Origin of the sequence: Lysobacter hankyongensis (assembly GCF_039543145.1) — a bacterium.
Taxonomy (GTDB): Bacteria; Pseudomonadota; Gammaproteobacteria; order Xanthomonadales; family Xanthomonadaceae; genus Lysobacter_I; species Lysobacter_I hankyongensis.
The window spans coordinates 308372-324088 of the sequence record NZ_BAABJE010000001.1 but is presented as its reverse complement, the minus strand read 5'-3'; the positions used below and the strand labels follow the sequence as shown (position 1 = coordinate 324088).

The 15717-nt window shown below is 68.6% G+C and carries 19 protein-coding genes; 16 read left to right on the top strand and 3 right to left on the bottom strand.

The genetic code is table 11. From position 1 onward, the window contains the following. Positions 1 to 19 precede the first annotated feature (19 nt). Complete coding sequence (gene ftsY, locus ABD974_RS01520; protein ID WP_345301503.1) at positions 20 to 1180, bottom strand: signal recognition particle-docking protein FtsY; 1161 nt, start codon at positions 1178 to 1180, stop codon at positions 20 to 22. Between the two features lie 74 nt (positions 1181 to 1254). Between ftsY and rsmD the strand changes: the two genes are divergently transcribed. The 9 genes from rsmD (at position 1255) to ABD974_RS01475 (ending at position 7600) form a co-directional block, all read left to right on the top strand. Then, complete coding sequence (gene rsmD, locus ABD974_RS01515; RefSeq protein ID WP_345301502.1) at positions 1255 to 1863, top strand: 16S rRNA (guanine(966)-N(2))-methyltransferase RsmD; 609 nt, start codon at positions 1255 to 1257, stop codon at positions 1861 to 1863. A gap of 127 nt (positions 1864 to 1990) precedes the next feature. Then, positions 1991 to 2491, top strand: a complete 501-nt coding sequence (coaD, locus tag ABD974_RS01510; RefSeq protein ID WP_345301501.1) for a pantetheine-phosphate adenylyltransferase — start codon at positions 1991 to 1993, stop codon at positions 2489 to 2491. 86 nt (positions 2492 to 2577) lie between these two features. Further along, positions 2578 to 3075, top strand: a complete 498-nt coding sequence (locus ABD974_RS01505; protein WP_345301500.1) for a hypothetical protein — start codon at positions 2578 to 2580, stop codon at positions 3073 to 3075. A gap of 76 nt (positions 3076 to 3151) precedes the next feature. Further along, positions 3152 to 3406, top strand: coding sequence for a YfhL family 4Fe-4S dicluster ferredoxin (locus tag ABD974_RS01500; RefSeq protein WP_345301499.1), 255 nt, complete (start codon positions 3152 to 3154; stop codon positions 3404 to 3406). Continuing rightward, positions 3403 to 5154, top strand: a complete 1752-nt coding sequence (gene ggt / locus ABD974_RS01495) for a gamma-glutamyltransferase (protein ID WP_345301498.1) — start codon at positions 3403 to 3405, stop codon at positions 5152 to 5154. Before ABD974_RS01500 ends, ggt begins: the two co-directional genes overlap by 4 nt. Next, a complete protein-coding gene (locus tag ABD974_RS01490; RefSeq protein ID WP_345301497.1) occupies positions 5151 to 5723 on the top strand; it encodes a GNAT family N-acetyltransferase in 573 nt (190 codons plus the stop codon). The genes ggt and ABD974_RS01490 overlap by 4 nt, the downstream gene beginning before the upstream one ends. Beyond that, positions 5720 to 6610 carry an MBL fold metallo-hydrolase gene (locus ABD974_RS01485; RefSeq protein ID WP_345301496.1) on the top strand — a complete coding sequence of 297 codons (891 nt, stop codon included), beginning with the start codon at positions 5720 to 5722 and terminating at the stop codon, positions 6608 to 6610. The genes ABD974_RS01490 and ABD974_RS01485 overlap by 4 nt, the downstream gene beginning before the upstream one ends. Then, entirely contained in the window at positions 6607 to 7182 is a 576-nt protein-coding gene (locus ABD974_RS01480; protein ID WP_345301495.1) for a DUF4166 domain-containing protein, read from the top strand. The genes ABD974_RS01485 and ABD974_RS01480 overlap by 4 nt, the downstream gene beginning before the upstream one ends. 28 nt (positions 7183 to 7210) lie before the next feature. Then, a complete protein-coding gene (locus ABD974_RS01475) occupies positions 7211 to 7600 on the top strand; it encodes an MAPEG family protein (RefSeq protein ID WP_345301494.1) in 390 nt (129 codons plus the stop codon). A gap of 48 nt (positions 7601 to 7648) precedes the next feature. Here ABD974_RS01475 and upp read toward each other — a convergent pair whose 3' ends face one another. Beyond that, the gene (upp, locus tag ABD974_RS01470; RefSeq protein ID WP_345301493.1) at positions 7649 to 8278 is read right to left on the bottom strand and encodes a uracil phosphoribosyltransferase; all 630 of its coding nucleotides are present in this window, start codon (positions 8276 to 8278) and stop codon (positions 7649 to 7651) included. 109 nt (positions 8279 to 8387) lie between these two features. Here upp and ABD974_RS01465 point away from each other — a divergent pair, with 109 nt between their 5' ends. Then, positions 8388 to 9008: a glycoside hydrolase family 25 protein gene (locus tag ABD974_RS01465; protein ID WP_345301492.1), complete on the top strand. Its 621-nt coding sequence runs from the start codon at positions 8388 to 8390 to the stop codon at positions 9006 to 9008. A 227-nt stretch (positions 9009 to 9235) separates the two neighbouring features. Here the strand turns inward: ABD974_RS01465 and ABD974_RS01460 are convergent, their stop codons facing one another. After that, complete coding sequence (locus tag ABD974_RS01460; RefSeq protein ID WP_345301491.1) at positions 9236 to 10735, bottom strand: aminotransferase class III-fold pyridoxal phosphate-dependent enzyme; 1500 nt, start codon at positions 10733 to 10735, stop codon at positions 9236 to 9238. A gap of 120 nt (positions 10736 to 10855) precedes the next feature. Between ABD974_RS01460 and ABD974_RS01455 the strand changes: the two genes are divergently transcribed. From ABD974_RS01455 to yajC, 6 genes are all read left to right on the top strand, one after another. Then, positions 10856 to 11287, top strand: coding sequence for an Lrp/AsnC family transcriptional regulator (locus ABD974_RS01455; protein WP_345301490.1), 432 nt, complete (start codon positions 10856 to 10858; stop codon positions 11285 to 11287). An 8-nt stretch (positions 11288 to 11295) separates the two neighbouring features. Beyond that, positions 11296 to 12306: an isopenicillin N synthase family dioxygenase gene (locus tag ABD974_RS01450; RefSeq protein ID WP_345301489.1), complete on the top strand. Its 1011-nt coding sequence runs from the start codon at positions 11296 to 11298 to the stop codon at positions 12304 to 12306. 52 nt (positions 12307 to 12358) lie between these two features. Further along, entirely contained in the window at positions 12359 to 13417 is a 1059-nt protein-coding gene (gene queA / locus ABD974_RS01445; protein WP_345301488.1) for a tRNA preQ1(34) S-adenosylmethionine ribosyltransferase-isomerase QueA, read from the top strand. Continuing rightward, positions 13407 to 14015 (top strand): flavin reductase family protein, encoded by a 609-nt coding sequence (locus tag ABD974_RS01440; RefSeq protein ID WP_345301487.1) that lies wholly within the window; start codon positions 13407 to 13409, stop codon positions 14013 to 14015. Before queA ends, ABD974_RS01440 begins: the two co-directional genes overlap by 11 nt. Positions 14016 to 14048: 33 nt before the next feature. After that, entirely contained in the window at positions 14049 to 15176 is a 1128-nt protein-coding gene (gene tgt, locus ABD974_RS01435) for a tRNA guanosine(34) transglycosylase Tgt (RefSeq protein WP_345301486.1), read from the top strand. Between the two features lie 139 nt (positions 15177 to 15315). Then, positions 15316 to 15654: a preprotein translocase subunit YajC gene (gene yajC, locus ABD974_RS01430; protein ID WP_345301485.1), complete on the top strand. Its 339-nt coding sequence runs from the start codon at positions 15316 to 15318 to the stop codon at positions 15652 to 15654. Positions 15655 to 15717: the final 63 nt, after the last annotated feature.

Sequence of the window (15717 nt, the reverse complement as noted above, 5' to 3'; positions counted from 1 at the left end):
CTGCGTACCTGCCCGCGGCTCATGCGCCGAGCGCTTCCGGCAGCAGGGCGTCGACGAAGGCTTCCGCGTCGAACACGCGCAGGTCCTCCGGACGCTCGCCGATGCCGGCAAAGCGGATCGGAATACCGAATTCGCGGGCCAGCGCGAACACCACGCCGCCCTTCGCGGTGCCGTCGAGCTTGGTCACCACCAGGCCGGTCACGCCGGATGCGGCGTGGAACTGGCGCAGCTGCGACAGCGCGTTCTGGCCGGTGGTGCCGTCGATCACCATCAGCACTTCCTGCGGCGCGCTTTCGTCGATCTTGCCGAGCACGCGCTTGATCTTGCCCAGTTCGGCCATCAGGCCCTGCTGGGTGTGCAGGCGACCGGCGGTGTCGGCGATCAGCACTTCGGTGCCGCGCGCCTTCGCCGCCTGCAGCGCGTCGAACGCCACCGAGGCGGCGTCGGCGTTCTGGCCCTGCGCGACCACCGCGACCCCGTTGCGTTCGCCCCAGGCCTGCAACTGCGCGACCGCGGCGGCGCGGAAGGTGTCGCCCGCGGCGAGCATCAGCGTGCGGCCCTCGGCCTTGAAGCGATGCGCGAGCTTGCCGATGGTGGTGGTCTTGCCGACGCCGTTGACGCCGACGGTGAGGATCACGAAAGGTTTCGCCTCTGCATCGATGACCAGCGGTTTCGCCACCGGCGCGAGCATCGCGATCAGGTCGGCACGCAGTGCGGCGAGCAGGGCGTTGGCATCGACGAATTCGCGCGCCTTCATCCGCTTGCGCAGCGATTCGACCAGCTGCGTGGTCGCGCCGACGCCGACATCGGCGGTGAGCAGGGCGGTCTCGATCTCGTCGAGCAGGTCGTCGTCGAGCTTGGGGTTGCGCGAGAACAGGCCGCCGAAGCTGCGGGCGAAGGCGCTGTTCCGCAGTCGCTCGCGCCAGCCCGGTTTGCCAGGCGCGGCGGCGGGCGCGGCTTCATGGTCCTGCACCTGCTCCGGCATGGGTTCGGGCGCGGAGAAGACCGGTTGCGGTTCGATCGACTGCGTCCCGGTATTCGCGGCAGCGACGGCATCGATCCCGGAGGCATCCGCATCGACGCCGGGCGTCGCGGGCGCCGTATCGGCGGGGGTGCCGGTCTGGGTGGCGGCATCCCCTGCCGTGGCGGGTGATTTCTTGCGGCGGAAGAAGGGGATCATCGCGTGGGGAGGAAAGGGCGATCCGAATCGCGGAGAATGGCCGGCATGTTAACACCCGCCCTCCCGCACTCCCGATGAATCGCGGCCCCGCGAAACCCGCCGCGAGACCGCCCGCATCCCGGCCGCCCGGGGCGATCCGCATCATCGGCGGCGACTGGCGCGGCACGAAGCTGTCGGTGCCCGATCGCGATGGCCTGCGTCCCACCGCGGACCGGGTGCGCGAAACCCTGTTCAACTGGCTGCAGCCGATGCTGCCCGGCGCGCGCGTGGTCGATCTGTTCGCGGGGACCGGCGCGCTGGGGCTGGAAGCGGTGTCGCGCGGCGCGCGCGAAGCGGTGCTGGTCGAGCGCGATCCGGCCCTGGCCGAGGAGCTGCGCCGGATCGCGTCGAAGTTGCCGGGCGGGGACAGGGTGCAGGTGGTGCGCGCCGACGCGCTGGCCTGGCTGCAGAGCGCGCCGGGCGGTTTCGATCTGGTCTTCGTCGATCCGCCGTTCGCCGGTGATCTCTGGCGGACGGCGTTGGCGGCGCTGGAGGCCCGCTGCGCCGACGACGCCTGGCTCTACGTCGAATCCGCGCACGACAGCGAAGCGGTGCCCGGCGCCGCGTGGCGACTGCACCGCGAGGGCCGCACCCGCGAGGTGCGCTACGCGCTCTATCGTCGTCAGCGCCCGTCGGCCACCTGATGCGGGTCTCGCCGATCCAGTCCGGCCGTCTCGCCGGCCTGCCTTGGTCGACCCGGTTCCCGATGGGCGGCTGTTACACTTGGGTCGTCTCCGAGAACGGTGATCCTTCGACGCCATGACCACGGCCATGTCCCCACACGCCGCCCGGATTGCGGTCTATCCGGGCACCTTCGATCCGATCACCAACGGTCATCTCGATCTGGTGGAGCGCGCCGCGCCGCTGTTCGAGCGGCTCGTGGTCGGCGTGGCCGAGAGCCCCGGCAAGCGGCCGGCGCTGCCGCTGGCGCTGCGGGTCGACCTGGCCCGCGACTCGCTGTCGCGCTATCCCAACGTCGAAGTCCGCGGATTCGATTCGCTGCTCGCGCATTTCGTCCACGATGTCGGCGCCGGCGTGCTGCTGCGCGGCCTGCGCGCGGTCTCCGACTTCGAATACGAGTTCCAGCTGGCCAGCATGAACCGGCATCTGATTCCGGATGTGGAAACGCTGTTCCTGACGCCGGCCGAGCAATACGGTTTCATTTCCTCGTCGCTGGTACGCGAGGTGTCCCGTCTCGGCGGCGACGTCTCCGGTTTCGTGCCGCCGGCGGTGAATCTCGCGTTGCAGGCCGAATGGCGGCGCAGCCGCTGACGCATCCGCGGCTGCCGCTCCACCTGCCGCTCCATCCGTTCCTTTCGCATCCAACCCGTTCGTATCCACATCAGGGATTTCCGACCATGAATACCATCGTCCGTCTGCTGCTCGTCGCCGTCTTCGCCGTGTCCCTTCCGGCCTGCAGCAAGAAAGAAGACGAAACCAAGCAGGTCCAGCAGGCCCCGCTGGTCGCGCCGACCAACGAAGATCCCGCCGCGTGGCGGGCCTACGTGTCCGAAGTCGTCAACCGCAACATGGACGGTGTGACCAACCAGCCCTTCGTCTATCTGTTGCCGGCCGAGAGCGCCGAAGACTTCCAGGGCCTGTACGACCGCCAGCTCGAAAAGGTGAAGTCGGACATCTCCCGCGGCATCCTGCCGGGCAACATGCTGGCCTACGCCGCCGCCTCGCTGTCGTCGGCGAAATGCGCCGACATGGTCGTCGCCGCGTTCGCCGATGCGAAGCCGGACAAGCTCAAGGGCGTGAAGCTGCTCTTCATCGGCAAGGCCGAGGACAGCGAGCGCGTCAAGGCCGCGGTGACCCCGTCGGGCGTGAACTACGTCTTCGTCGAGACGAAGTGATCCGCACCGCGAGACCGCTCTATTCGCGTCATCCGTCGTCGCGGCGCCAGCGCCGCGACGACGCTGCGGGTTCCGCATGTCGCTGATCATCAACGCGCTCTGCATCAATTGCGACGTCTGCGAGCCGGCCTGTCCGAACCGCGCGATCTCGCAGGGCGAAACCATCTACGTGATCGATCCGGCGCGCTGCACCGAATGCGTCGGCCATTACGACGAACCGCAGTGCGTGGTGGTCTGCCCGGTCGAATGCATCGACCCGGATCCCGCGTTCCCGGAATCGCACGACGCCCTGCTGGCGAAGCTGGCACGGCTGCAGGAGCAAGACGCATGACGATCCGACATCGCTTCGCACTGATTTTCATCGCCGTGTTGGCCAGCGCCACGACGGCACTTGGCGCGGACGCACCGCGGCCGGCGCATCCGCCCGGCGCCGCCGTCGCCAGCGCGCATGCGCTCGCCAGCGAGGCCGGGCTGGAGATCCTGCGCCAGGGCGGCAACGCCTTCGACGCCGCGGTCGCGGTGTCGTCGGTGCTTTCGGTGGTCGAACCGATTTCCTCCGGCATCGGCGGCGGCGGTTTTTTCCTGCTGCACGATGCGAAGAGCGGCAGGGACATCTTCATCGACGCGCGCGAGACCGCGCCGGCCGCGGCCACGCCCGCGGCCTATCTCGACGAGAAGGGCGAGTTCAACCGCGACCGCGCCACCAACGGCCCGTGGTCCGCGGGCATTCCCGGCCTGCCGGCCGGGCTGGTGCACATGGCCACGCAGTACGGGCGGTTGCCGCTGAAGACCTCGCTGGCGCCGGCGATCCGCATCGCTCGCGAAGGGTTTCCGGTCTACGCGCGACTGGCGAAGGGCTACGAGAGCCGTCGCGACGTGATGGAGCGCTACACGGGCACCCGCGGCGTGTTCCTCGCCGATGGCGATGCCCCGGAAGAAGGCGAACGGCTGGTGCAGCCGGATCTGGCGCGGACGCTGGAACTGCTGGCGGACAAGGGTTTCGACGGTTTCTACCGCGGCCCGGTCGCGAAGAAACTGCTGGCCGGCGTGCGCGCCGAGGGCGGGCAGTGGACCGCCGACGAACTGGCCGGTTATCGCATCCGCGAGCGCGAACCGATCCGTTTCGAATACGACGGCTGGCAGGTGATCACCGCGCCACCGCCGTCCTCCGGCGGCGTGGCGCTGGCACAGATGCTGCAGATGCTGGAACCCTGGGATCTGGCGAAGCTGCCGCAGGCCGAGCGCGTGCATCTGACCGTCGAAGCGATGCGTCGCGCGTTCCGCGATCGCACCTTCTATCTCGGCGATCCCGACTTCGTGAAGGTGCCGGTGCGCGCGCTGACCAGCGCCGACTATGCCGCCGGCCAGCGTTCCACCATCCATCCGCGCAAGGCCACGCCCAGCGATCTGCTGTCGGGCGAAGCGACGCCGCTGGAAGACGACGAGACCACGCATTTCTCGATCATCGATACCGAGGGCAACCTGGTCGCCGGCACCCAGACCGTGAACCTGCTGTTCGGTTCCGGCCTGATTCCGCCCGGCACCGGCGTGCTGCTCAACAACGAGATGGACGATTTCGCGCTGAAGCCGGGCACCCCGAACGCGTTCGGGGTGATGGGCTACGACGCCAATGCGCCGAAACCGGGCAAGCGCATGCTCAGCTCGATGACGCCGACCTTCATGATCTCGCCGGATCGCGTCGCGGTGCTGGGCACGCCCGGCGGCAGCCGCATCATCACCATGGTCCTGCTGGGGGCGCTGGGCTATGCCGATGGCCTCGATGCGCAGGCGGTCGCGGCGCTGCCGCGCTATCACCACCAGTGGATGCCCGACGCCATCGGCACCGAGCGCGACGCGCTGCCGGACGACGTGATCGCCGCGTTGCGCGCGATGGGCCACACCGTGATCACGCCGAAGGACGCCGCCGACGGCCGTCGTTCCAGCGACAGTTGGGGCAATTTGCAGACGGTGGAATGGAACCGTCGCGACAACACCCTCCACGGCGGCAGCGACCCCCGCAATCCGGTGGGCAAGGCGCTGATCGAGCCTGCCGCCGGGACGCCGTCGCCGTCGCCGTGAACGCCGCGGCCGTCCGGCTGCCGCTGTGCGTGGGCGAGGTTCGCCTGCGCGCGCTGCGCGACGACGACCTCGCGCGCTTCCTCGCCTATCGCAGCGACCCGCAGGTCGCGCGCTACCAGGGCTGGTGGCCGATGGACGAGGCGCGGGCGCGGGCCTTTCTCCACGAACACGCCGCGAAGGGCGATCCCGACGCCGCGGGCGTGTGGTTCCAGCTCGCGATCGCCGATGTGACGACCGACGCCCTGCTGGGCGATCTGGGCGTGTGGCGGTCGCCCGACCGCACCGAAGCGGAACTGGGCATCAGCGTCACGCCGGCATCGCAGGGACGCGGTATCGGCCGCAACGCCATGCGCGCCGCGCTGGCCATGCTGTTCGCCGATCCCGCGGTGGCTCGCGTCCATGCCAACGCCGATGCGCGCAACCTGCCGTGCAGGCGCATGCTGGTGGCGGCGGGCTTCCGGGAAACCGGCACGGCCCGGGTGTTCGTGAAGGAAGAAGCCTGCATCGAACACCGGTACCTCGCAGAGCGCGGCCATTCCGCGCAGACATCACGGGAAGAAGACGCATGAAACTCTGGTCCATCCTCGGCAATTCGCAGAAGCTCGACGGCGGCGCGATGTTCGGCAACGCGCCGCGCGCTGTCTGGGAGAAGTGGTCGCCGCCCGACGCCCACAATCGCATCGCGCTGGCCTGCCGCGCGCTGCTCGCGAGTCCGCTCAACGGCAAGACCGTGCTGTTCGAGACCGGCATCGGCGCGTTCTTCGAGCCGAAGCTGCGCGAGCGCTACGGCGTGGTCGAAGATCGGCACGTGCTGCTCGATTCGCTGGCCGCCGCCGGTTTCGCCCACGAGGACGTCGATGTCGTGGTGCTGTCGCATCTGCATTTCGATCATGCCGGCGGCCTGCTCGCGCCGTGGCGCGAAGGCCATCCGCCCGAACTGCTGTTTCCGAACGCGACCTTCGTGGTCAGCGCGGCTTGCTGGGATCGCGCGCGCGACCCGCATCCGCGCGATCGCGCCAGCTTCATCCCGGAATTGCCGGCGCTGCTCGAAGCCAGCGGCCGGCTGGAGATCGTCGACGGCGCGCACAGCGCGGTGCTCGGCGACAGCGTGCGTTTCGAGTTCAGTGATGGCCACACGCCGGGGCTGATGCTGGCGGAAATCGTCGGACCCGAACGCGTCGGCGGCGAGGCGCACGGCGGCGTGGTGTTCTGCGCCGACCTGATTCCGGGCCGGCCGTGGGTGCACGTGCCGATCACCATGGGCTACGACCGCAACGCCGAACTGCTGATCGACGAGAAGCGCGAATTCCTCGAAGACAAGCTCGCGCGCAACGTGCATCTGTTCTTCACTCACGACCCCGGCTGCGCGCTCGCGCAGGTGGTGCGCGACGACAAGGGCCGTTTCGGCACCGCCCACGAAACCCCGGCGCTGCTGGCGCGGACGCTGGCGGCGTGAGCGCGGAGGCCGCGGCCTCTTCCGCGGCCCTGTCGGCAGCCGAACGCTGGTTCGGCGACGCCTTCGCGCGGCTGCATCCCCGATTGCAGGCGCTGCACCGCGAAGGCGGGCGGCTGAGCGGCCCGGTCGCGTTCGAGACCGGTCGCGGCCTCGGCGGCCTGCTCGGGCGGTTCGTGCTGCGCCGGCTGGGCATCGATCCCGCGAAGCGCACGCATATGCTCATCGTCGACATCAGCCATGTCGCCGACGGCCTGCGCTGGTCGCGTCGCTTCGACGACGGGCCGGAGGTGGTGTCGCTGTTCCGGCCGGTGGGCCATTGGCCCGACGGTCACTGGTGCGAATCCTCCGGCGCGCTCGCGCTGGAGCTCGGCGTCGATCCCGTCGACGGCGGCTGGCGCTGGCGGCAGCGCGCATGTCGATGGCGGGGCATGACCGTGCCGGCATGGCTGGCACCGCATGTCGATGCCGGCAAGCGCGTCGACGGCGACGCGTATCGTTTCGATGTCGCCGTCCGCCTGCCGCTGATCGGGCGGGTCCTGGCTTGGGACGGCGCGCTGCGCATGGCATCCTGAGCGCCGCTTCCCACGTCCGCGGATCCCCATGCCCAGAATCGCCCTGCTGTTCGCGTCGCTGCACGTGCTGATGATGCTGTTGCTCGCGGCGCGCGTGGTGTTCCACCGGCGTTCGCACAAGATCGGCATCGGCGATGGCGGAGACAAACATCTGCTGCGCAAGATGCGCGCGCACGGCAATTTCGTCGAATACGTCCCGGTGGCGCTGTTGATGCTGGCGCTGCTGGAACTCGCCGGTCTCGGCGCGATCTGGCTGTGGACGTTCGGCGCGACCCTGCTGCTCGCGCGCGGACTGCATGCCTTCGGCTTGTCGCAGCGCTCGGGCGTGTCCTTCGGCCGGTTCTGGGGCACGGTCCTGACCTGGCTGGTGCTGGCCGGCATGGCCGGCGCCGGCGTTCTCCTCGTCGCGACGACCTGACACCCCGATCGTCGGTGATCGCCCGCTGACGGACGCTGCGCCAGAACGTCAGGCCGGCGTGCCGAAGATCCGGTCGCCGGCGTCGCCCAGGCCGGGCAGGATGTAGCCGTGGTCGTTGAGGCGTTCGTCGATGGCCGCGGTCCACACCTCGGTGTCGGGATGTCTCGCTTCCAGCGCGCGCAGGCCTTCCGGCGCGGAGACCAGAAAGATCGCCTTCACCCGGGTCACGCCCGCGGCCTTCAGCGCGTCGATCGCGGCGATGGCGCTGCCGGCGGTGGCCAGCATCGGGTCGATCAACAGCGCGGTGCGGCCGGCGATGTCTTCGACGAAACGCTGGTAATACGCGTGCGGCTGCAGGGTCCGTTCGTCGCGGCGCAGGCCGATGACGCTCACCGGCGCCGATGGCAGCAGCACCTGCACGCCGGGCAGGAAGCCGAGGCCCGCGCGCAGGATCGGCACCAGCGTGATCCGCGACTGATCGCAGCGGCCGACCGTCAGCGGCCCGGCCCAGGTCTCGATGCCGGTGTCGTCCAGCGGCAGATCGGCGGTGGCTTCGTAGGCGAGCAGGGTGGCGATCTCGCCGACCACCTGCCGGAACAGTGCCGGTGCGGTCGACGCCTCGCGCAGCAGACCGAGTTTGTGACGGACCAGCGGGTGATGGACTTCGACGATCTTCATGGGCGTGCGTGACGACGGGTGATGCCGTCAGTACAGGGCATCGCGCGCCCGCGCGCAAGCCGGTCTGCGCTACAGTGCGTCACCGTCATCGCAGGGGAGGGACCGCCGCATGAACGACACCGCATCGCCCGCCGTCATCGGCGTGGATCTGTCGAAATGGCAAGGGGCCGTGGATTTCGCGAAGATCAAGGCTGCCGGCAACACCTACGTCTTCGTCAAGGTCAGCCAGGGCGCCACCGGCGTCGATCCGGATTACGCGCGCAACATCGCCGGCGCGCGCGCCGCGGGGCTGTACGCCGGCAGCTATCACTTCTACGCCACCGATCACGACGCGCAGTCGCAGTTCGACAATCTGTCGGGGCATCTCGATCTGAAGCCGGGCGATCTGCCGCCGGTGGTCGACATCGAAGTGCTGGCGCAGAACAGCCTGCCCGGCATGGATCAGCAGTTGCAGCAGTTCCTGTCGCTGATCGAAGGCCGTTACGCGGTCAAGCCGATCCTGTATTCCGGCCAGAATTTCGCCAGCCAATATCTGAAGGGGTTTTCCGCGTATCCGCTGTGGCTGGCCGAGTACACCTCGGCACCGGCGCCGCGGATGCCACCCGACTGGAGCGCGTGGACGTTCTGGCAGTACTCGCAGAGCGGCAGTGTCGCCGGCGTGAGCGGTGCGGTGGATCTGGATCGCTTCAACGGCGGTCTGGACGACCTCAGGAAGCTGCTGGTGGTTTGAAATTCCGAGTGCGTATCTGCGTTGATTGCAGGGAAAACAGCGTCATCCTCGCGCAAGCGAGGATCCATGTGTGAGCGCGACTGTCGCTTGGGTCCTCGCTTGCGCGAGGATGACAGCGTTTCCGCTTCTTGAATGTCGAAAAGTGCGGAACGTCGGGATATCCGCTCCGGGAATCGCAAAAAAAGCCGGGCAAGCCCGGCTTTTTTGCATGCTACCGTCGAGGCGCCTCAGGCCGCCGCGGCCTGCGCCACGCGCGGGCCTTCCAGCAGCGCGCGCTTGACCATGCCGATCAGCAGATCGAGTTCGTCCGACCGGATGTTGAAGCCCGGGGTGAAACGCAGCGAATTCTCGCCGCCGTGGATCACGCCGATGCCGTGTTCGCGCAGCCATTCCTCGGTGGAACCGGTGCCGTAGCCCTTGAATTCGGGCGAGAGTTCGCAGGAGAACAGCAGACCGGTGCCCTGGACCTTGGTGATCAGGCCCGACAGCTCGGCCTTCAGCGCTTCGAGCTTCGAGACCGCTTCGCGACCCTTGTCGCGGATGTTCGCGCGCAGCGCGGGCGTGAGCTGGCCCAGCACCGCGCAGGCCACGTCCAGCGCGCGCGGGTTGGTGGTCATGGTGTTGCCGTAGGTGCCCTTGCGATACAGGCCCGCGGCGCGCTCGTTCACGGCCAGCACCGACAGCGGGTACTGCGCGGCGTTGAGCGCCTTCGAATAGGTTTCCATGTCCGGCGCTTCGATGCCTTCGAAGCCGGGATAGTCGACGATCGACAGCACGCCGTGGGCGCGCAGGCCGGCCTGGATCGAATCGACCAGCAGCAGCGTGCCGTGGGCCTTGGTCAGGCGACGGGCGGCGTCGTAGAACGCGCGCGGCACGGCGCGACCGGGGTCGCCTTCGCCCATCACCGGCTCCAGGAACATCGCTTCGATGTGCCAGCCTTCGCGCTCGGCGTCGGCGAACGCCTGTTCCAGCTGTTCGATGCTGTAGGGGTCGATGGTGATGGCCTGGGCGGCGTGGTGCTGATAGCTGCCGAGGTGCGCGGCATAGGTCTTGCGCGAGGAATCCGAGTACAGCGCGGGCAGCTCGGTGCGGCCGTGGAAGCTGCCCTTCACCGAGATGCGTTTGATCTTGCGGCCGGCGTGCGGCGCGTCCGGGTCGGTCATCAGTTTGGTGTTGACGTCGGCGATGCGTCCGGCCAGCGAGACCGATTCCGAGCCCGAGTTCAGGCACAGGAATTTCGAATACGGGCAGCCGCCGATGCTGTGGCCGACCTCGGCGCGCATCGCGCGGTCGAAGCGCAACTGCGAGAGGTTCGGGGTCATGATGTTGGCCATCGCCTGCGGCTTGGCCATGGCGTCGATGACCGCCTGCGGGGCGTGGCCGAAACCGAGCATGCCGTAGCCGCCGGAGTCGTGCAGGACCGCGCCCTTGAGGGTGACGATCCACGGACCGCGGGCGGCGAGGGCCACGTACGGGTTCACGGTGTCGTTGGAATAGAAATTGACGAAGCCGGCCTGCACGGCGAGGGTCTGCGCGGTTTCGTCCAGGTCCAGCAGCTCGGCGAATTCTTCGCGGATCGCCGCGTATTCGGCGCCGGCGGCCTGGATGGCCTCGACCAGATCGGGATGAGTGGCCGCGAACTTGAGGATCGTGGCGTCGTCCAGACCCTGGGTCCGGCGGGCGCCGGCGTGGGCGCGGAGGGGGGCGAGGGTGTCGAGCAAAGCCATGGCAGGCCTCCGGCAGGAAACGTCGAAAGGCCTATTATCGCGATTCACCTGTCGTTTGACAGTTGTGATCTGTGCGAATTTCATGGATATTTCGTCGATTCGACGAATCCGGACGCCGCAGTGAAGCTCACCGAGACCGACCAGCAGTTGCTCTCACTGTTGCGCGAGAACGCCCGCGCCTCGACCGCGCTGATCGCGCGCCGGCTGGGCCTGTCGCGGACCACGGTGCAGAGCCGGATCGAGCGGCTGGAACGGGAAGGGGTGATCAGCGGCTACACCGTCCGCGTTCACGACGACTACGAACGCGGGCATGTCCGCGCCCACATCATGGTCGCGGTGCATCCCAAGCAGATGACCTCGGTGGTCGCCGCGCTGCGGGCGATGCCGGAACTGCGTTCCCTGCATTCGATCAGCGGCTCTCACGATCTGATCGCGATCGGCGCGGTGCCGGCGGTCAGCGACATGGACGTGCTGACCGACCGCATCGGTGCGATCGACGGCGTGGAGCGCACCACCTCCTCGATCGTGCTGTCGACCAAGTTCGAACGCTGACGCCGGCCATGGCCCACGACGCGCTGCCGGTCATCGACATCGCCCCGCTGCGCGATCCCGGGGATGGCGAGGGCCGTCGGCGCGTGGCCGAGCGGATCGGCGAAGCCTGCCGCGGGCACGGGTTCTTCTACATCGCGGGCCACGGCATCGATCCGGCGCTGCAGGCGGCGCTGCGGGACGCCAGTCGTACATTCTTCGCGCAGCCCGACGAAGCGAAGATGCGGATCGCGATGTCGCGGGGCGGGCGCGCCTGGCGCGGCTATTTCCCGGTCGGGGCCGAACTCACCAGCGGCCGGCCCGATCTGAAGGAAGGGCTGTATCTGGGCACCGAACTGCCCCCGGACGACCCGCGGGTAAGGGCCGGCTGGCCGCTGCACGGGGCCAATCTGTGGCCGGAACATCCCGCCGGGCTGCGCCGCACGGTGCTGGATTACATGACCGCCGCCTGTGCCGCGGCGCAGGCCGTGCTGGAGGGGATCGCCCTGAGCCTGGGGCTGGAGGCGGACTGGTTCCGCCGGCATTACACCGCCGACCCGACCGTGCTGTTCCGGATCTTCCGCTATCCGCCGCAACCGGGCGGCGAGGACGGCTGGGGCGTGGGCGAGCACACCGACTACGGCCTGCTGACCCTGCTGCTGCAGGACGACGTGCCGGGCCTGCAGGTGCGCACGCAGGGCGGCTGGATCGAGGCGCCGCCGCTGCCCGACACCCTGGTCTGCAACCTCGGCGACATGCTCGACCGCCTGACCGGCGGCCAATACCGGTCCACCCCGCATCGGGTGCGGAACGCCGGCGGGCGCGAGCGGTTCTCCTTTCCGCTGTTCTTCGACCCGGATTTCACCGCGCGGGTCACGCCGTTGCCGCAGCACGCGCGGATCGATCCCGCCCGGGTCGCGGCGGATCGCGCGGACCGCTGGGACGGCAGCAGCGTGCTGGCGCCGTTCGACGGCAGCTACGGCGACTACCTGCTGGGCAAGGTGGGCAAGGTCTTCCCGCAGTTGCTGGGGCAGGTGCTCTGAGCGGTGCGATGCCCGGCGGCGGCTACAATGCGCGCCCCACCGGTTCTCCGCGATGAAGAAATCAGACTTCCATTTCGAGCTGCCGACCGCGCTGATCGCGCAGACCCCGCTGCCCGAGCGCTCCGCCAGCCGCCTGCTGGTGGTGCCGCCGGCGCCCGTGGCGCTGGACGACCGCGCGATGCGCGATCTGCCGTCGCTGCTGCAGCCCGGCGACCTGCTGATCTTCAACGACACCCGGGTGATTCCGGCGCGCTTGTTCGGCCAGAAGGCCACCGGCGGCCGGGTCGAGATCCTGATCGAGCGCCTGCTGCCGGGCAATGAAGCGCGGGCCCAGGTCGGCGCCAGCAAATCGCCGAAGGCCGGCAGCCGGATCGCCCTCGATGCCGGCGGCGAAGCCGAGGTGCTCGGCCGCGAGGGCGAGTTCTATCACCTGCGTTTCCATCTCGACGACAACCTCGAAAGTTGGCTGTTGCACGCCGGTCGCTTGCCGTTGCCGCCGTACATCCAACGCGAACCCGGCGCCGACGATGCCGAGCGCTACCAGACCGTGTTCGCGAAGGAAGTCGGCGCGGTCGCGGCGCCGACCGCCGGGCTGCATTTCGACGAAGCGCTGCTCGACGCGCTGCGCGCCCGCGGCGTCGAGTTCGGCCACATCACCCTGCACGTCGGCGCAGGCACCTTCCAGCCGATGCGCGCCGAGGACGTGCGCGAACACCGCATGCACAGCGAATGGCTGAACGTCGGCGCCGAACTGATCGCGCAGGTGCGGCGCACGCGCGAGCGCGGCGGGCGTGTGATCGCGGTCGGCACCACGGTGGTGCGCGCGCTCGAAAGCGCGATGCGCCGGCTCGACGACGGCAGCAGCGAGCTGCAGCCATTCTCGGGCGAAACCCGGATCTTCATTTTCCCGGGCTACCGCATCCGCAGCGTCGACGCGATGGTCACCAACTTCCATCTGCCGGAAAGCACCCTGTTGATGCTGGTGTCGGCCTTCGCCGGCAGGGATCGGGTGTTCGAGGCCTACGCGCACGCGGTGCGCGAACGCTACCGTTTCTTCAGCTACGGCGATGCGATGCTGCTGTGGCCGCAGGTCGACGCGCATGCGTCTTGATTTCGCGGCGCTCGGCGCGGCCGAGGCCTATCGCTGGATGACCGCGACGGTGACGCCGCGACCGATCGCGTGGGTGTCCACGCGTTCCGCCGATGGCGTCGATAACCTCGCGCCCTTCAGCTTCTTCCAGGTCGTCTGCGACGCTCCGCCGACGCTGATGCTGAGCATCGGCGCGCGCGCCGACGGCGGCGAGAAGGACACCCTGCGCAATCTGCGCGAACGCGGCGAACTGGTGATCCAGCTGGTGTCGATGGCGCAGGCCGATGCGATGAACGCCACCGCCGCGGGTTTCCCGCATGGCGTGAGCGAGTTCGAACGCTGCGGCGTGGCGGCGATGCCCTCCGAACGGGTGGCGCCGCCACGGGTCGCCGGCGCAGCGGTCGCGTTCGAATGCGCGCTCGCGTCGATCCAGCCGTATCCGGAAGAACGTCCCAGCCACCATCTGGTGTTCGCCGAAGCGCTGCTCGCGCATATCGATGATGCGGCGCTGGGCGATGCGCGGCACATCGATCCGGCGAAACTCGATCTGATCGGGCGTCTCGGCGGCAGTGCCTATGCGACCACCCGCGATGTCTTCCATCTCAAGCGCCCGGGCTGAGTCTCCGGTGCGCTTCGTCCACAGGAGTTCCGCATGTCGCGGATGAGTTTCGAACTGCTCGGCAGCGATGGCGTGCCGCGTCGCGGCCGCCTCACGTTCCCGCGCGGCACCGTGGAAACGCCGGCGTTCATGCCGGTTGGCACCTACGGCTCGGTGAAGGGCATCTTTCCGGAACAGATCCGCGCGCTCGGCGCCGAGATCATCCTCGGCAATACCTTTCATCTTTATCTGCGCCCGGGCCTGGACGTGATCGCCGACAACGGCGGCCTGCATGGCTTCGCGCGCTGGAATGGCCCGATCCTCACCGATTCCGGCGGCTTCCAGGTGTTCTCGCTCGCGCACAAACGCAAGATCACCGAAGCCGGCGTCACCTTCGCCGCGCCCACCGACGGCCGCAAGGTCTTCCTCGGCCCGGAGGAAAGCATGCGCATCCAGAAGGTGCTGGACTCGGACATCGTCATGATCTTCGACGAGTGCACGCCATATCCCGCGACCGAGGACGTCGCGCGCAGGTCGATGGAACTGTCGCTGCGCTGGGCCGAGCGTTCGCGCAAGGCACACGAAGGCAACGATGCGGCGCTGTTCGGGATCGTGCAGGGCGGGGTGCATCACGGCCTGCGTACGCGCTCGGCCGAGGGCCTGAAGCAGATCGGCTTCGACGGTTATGCGGTCGGCGGTCTGGCCGTGGGCGAGCCCGAGCACGAGCGCAACCTGATGCTGGAACACACCTGCCCGCAACTGCCGGCCGATCGGCCGCGCTATCTGATGGGCGTGGGCCGGCCGGAGGACATCGTCGAAGCGGTGGCCCGCGGCATCGACATGTTCGATTGCGTGATGCCGACCCGCAACGCGCGCAACGGGCACTACTTCACGGGGTTCGGCACCGTGCGCATCCGCAACAGCAAATACGAGCGCGACCTGCGCCCGATCGAGGAGGGCTGCGGCTGCTATGCCTGCAGCAACGGCTTCACCCGGTCCTACCTCCGCCACCTCGACCGCTGCAACGAAATGCTCGCTCCGATGCTGGGCACCCTGCACAACCTCTGGTACTACCAGAAACTGATGGCCGATATCCGCGCGGCCATCGAAGCCGGCCGGTTCGCCGACTTCCGGGCCGGGTTCCACGCCGCGCGGGCGGGCGCAAGCGCTTCATCCGCCTGAACTTTTCGCTGATTTGGCGGTCAGGATCGAGGGTCGGGCGGCGTCCTCGTGCCGTCCTGGTGGCGCCGGGGCCGGGTTGAAAGCCAGCCGGCCGGCCCGCATGGCATAATCCCCCGCTATTTTGCGATACGGACCCGCGATGAACCTGCTCGATCTGCTGATTTCCCCCGCGTACGCCCAAGCCGCTCCGGCCGCAGCGCCCAATCCGTGGCAGTTCCCGATCATGATGGTCGTGCTGTTCGCGGTGATGTACTTCATCATGATCCGCCCGCAGATGAAGCGCGCCAAGGAACACCGCGCCATGCTGGACAAGTTGTCCAAGGGCGACGAGGTGATCACCAGCGGCGGCATCGCCGGCGTGGTCCGCGACATCGGCGACAACTTCGTGACCGTCGAAGTTTCCGACAACGTGCAATTGCGGGTGCAGCGTGGCGCCATCGGCCACGTGCTGCCCAAGGGCACGCTGAAATCCCTGTGATGATCCGGCTCGATGATCACACTGTCGATGATCATGCCGTCGGCGACCATGCTGTCGACCGTC

What these genes read in the sequence shown, in the direction of transcription:
- rsmD (WP_345301502.1), top strand. Translation starts at nt 1,255, where the DNA reads ATGAATCGCGGCCCCGCGAAACCCGCCGCGAGACCGCCCGCATCCCGG.
- ABD974_RS01505 (WP_345301500.1), top strand. Translation starts at nt 2,578, where the DNA reads ATGAATACCATCGTCCGTCTGCTGCTCGTCGCCGTCTTCGCCGTGTCC.
- upp (WP_345301493.1), bottom strand. Translation starts at nt 8,278, where the DNA reads ATGAAGATCGTCGAAGTCCATCACCCGCTGGTCCGTCACAAACTCGGT.
- ftsY (WP_345301503.1), bottom strand. Translation starts at nt 1,180, where the DNA reads ATGATCCCCTTCTTCCGCCGCAAGAAATCACCCGCCACGGCAGGGGAT.
- ABD974_RS01465 (WP_345301492.1), top strand. Translation starts at nt 8,388, where the DNA reads ATGAACGACACCGCATCGCCCGCCGTCATCGGCGTGGATCTGTCGAAA.
- ABD974_RS01500 (WP_345301499.1), top strand. Translation starts at nt 3,152, where the DNA reads ATGTCGCTGATCATCAACGCGCTCTGCATCAATTGCGACGTCTGCGAG.
- yajC (WP_345301485.1), top strand. Translation starts at nt 15,316, where the DNA reads ATGAACCTGCTCGATCTGCTGATTTCCCCCGCGTACGCCCAAGCCGCT.
- ABD974_RS01460 (WP_345301491.1), bottom strand. Translation starts at nt 10,735, where the DNA reads ATGGCTTTGCTCGACACCCTCGCCCCCCTCCGCGCCCACGCCGGCGCC.
- ABD974_RS01440 (WP_345301487.1), top strand. Translation starts at nt 13,407, where the DNA reads ATGCGTCTTGATTTCGCGGCGCTCGGCGCGGCCGAGGCCTATCGCTGG.
- ABD974_RS01450 (WP_345301489.1), top strand. Translation starts at nt 11,296, where the DNA reads ATGGCCCACGACGCGCTGCCGGTCATCGACATCGCCCCGCTGCGCGAT.
- ggt (WP_345301498.1), top strand. Translation starts at nt 3,403, where the DNA reads ATGACGATCCGACATCGCTTCGCACTGATTTTCATCGCCGTGTTGGCC.
- tgt (WP_345301486.1), top strand. Translation starts at nt 14,049, where the DNA reads ATGTCGCGGATGAGTTTCGAACTGCTCGGCAGCGATGGCGTGCCGCGT.
- queA (WP_345301488.1), top strand. Translation starts at nt 12,359, where the DNA reads ATGAAGAAATCAGACTTCCATTTCGAGCTGCCGACCGCGCTGATCGCG.
- ABD974_RS01475 (WP_345301494.1), top strand. Translation starts at nt 7,211, where the DNA reads ATGCCCAGAATCGCCCTGCTGTTCGCGTCGCTGCACGTGCTGATGATG.
- coaD (WP_345301501.1), top strand. Translation starts at nt 1,991, where the DNA reads ATGTCCCCACACGCCGCCCGGATTGCGGTCTATCCGGGCACCTTCGAT.
- ABD974_RS01485 (WP_345301496.1), top strand. Translation starts at nt 5,720, where the DNA reads ATGAAACTCTGGTCCATCCTCGGCAATTCGCAGAAGCTCGACGGCGGC.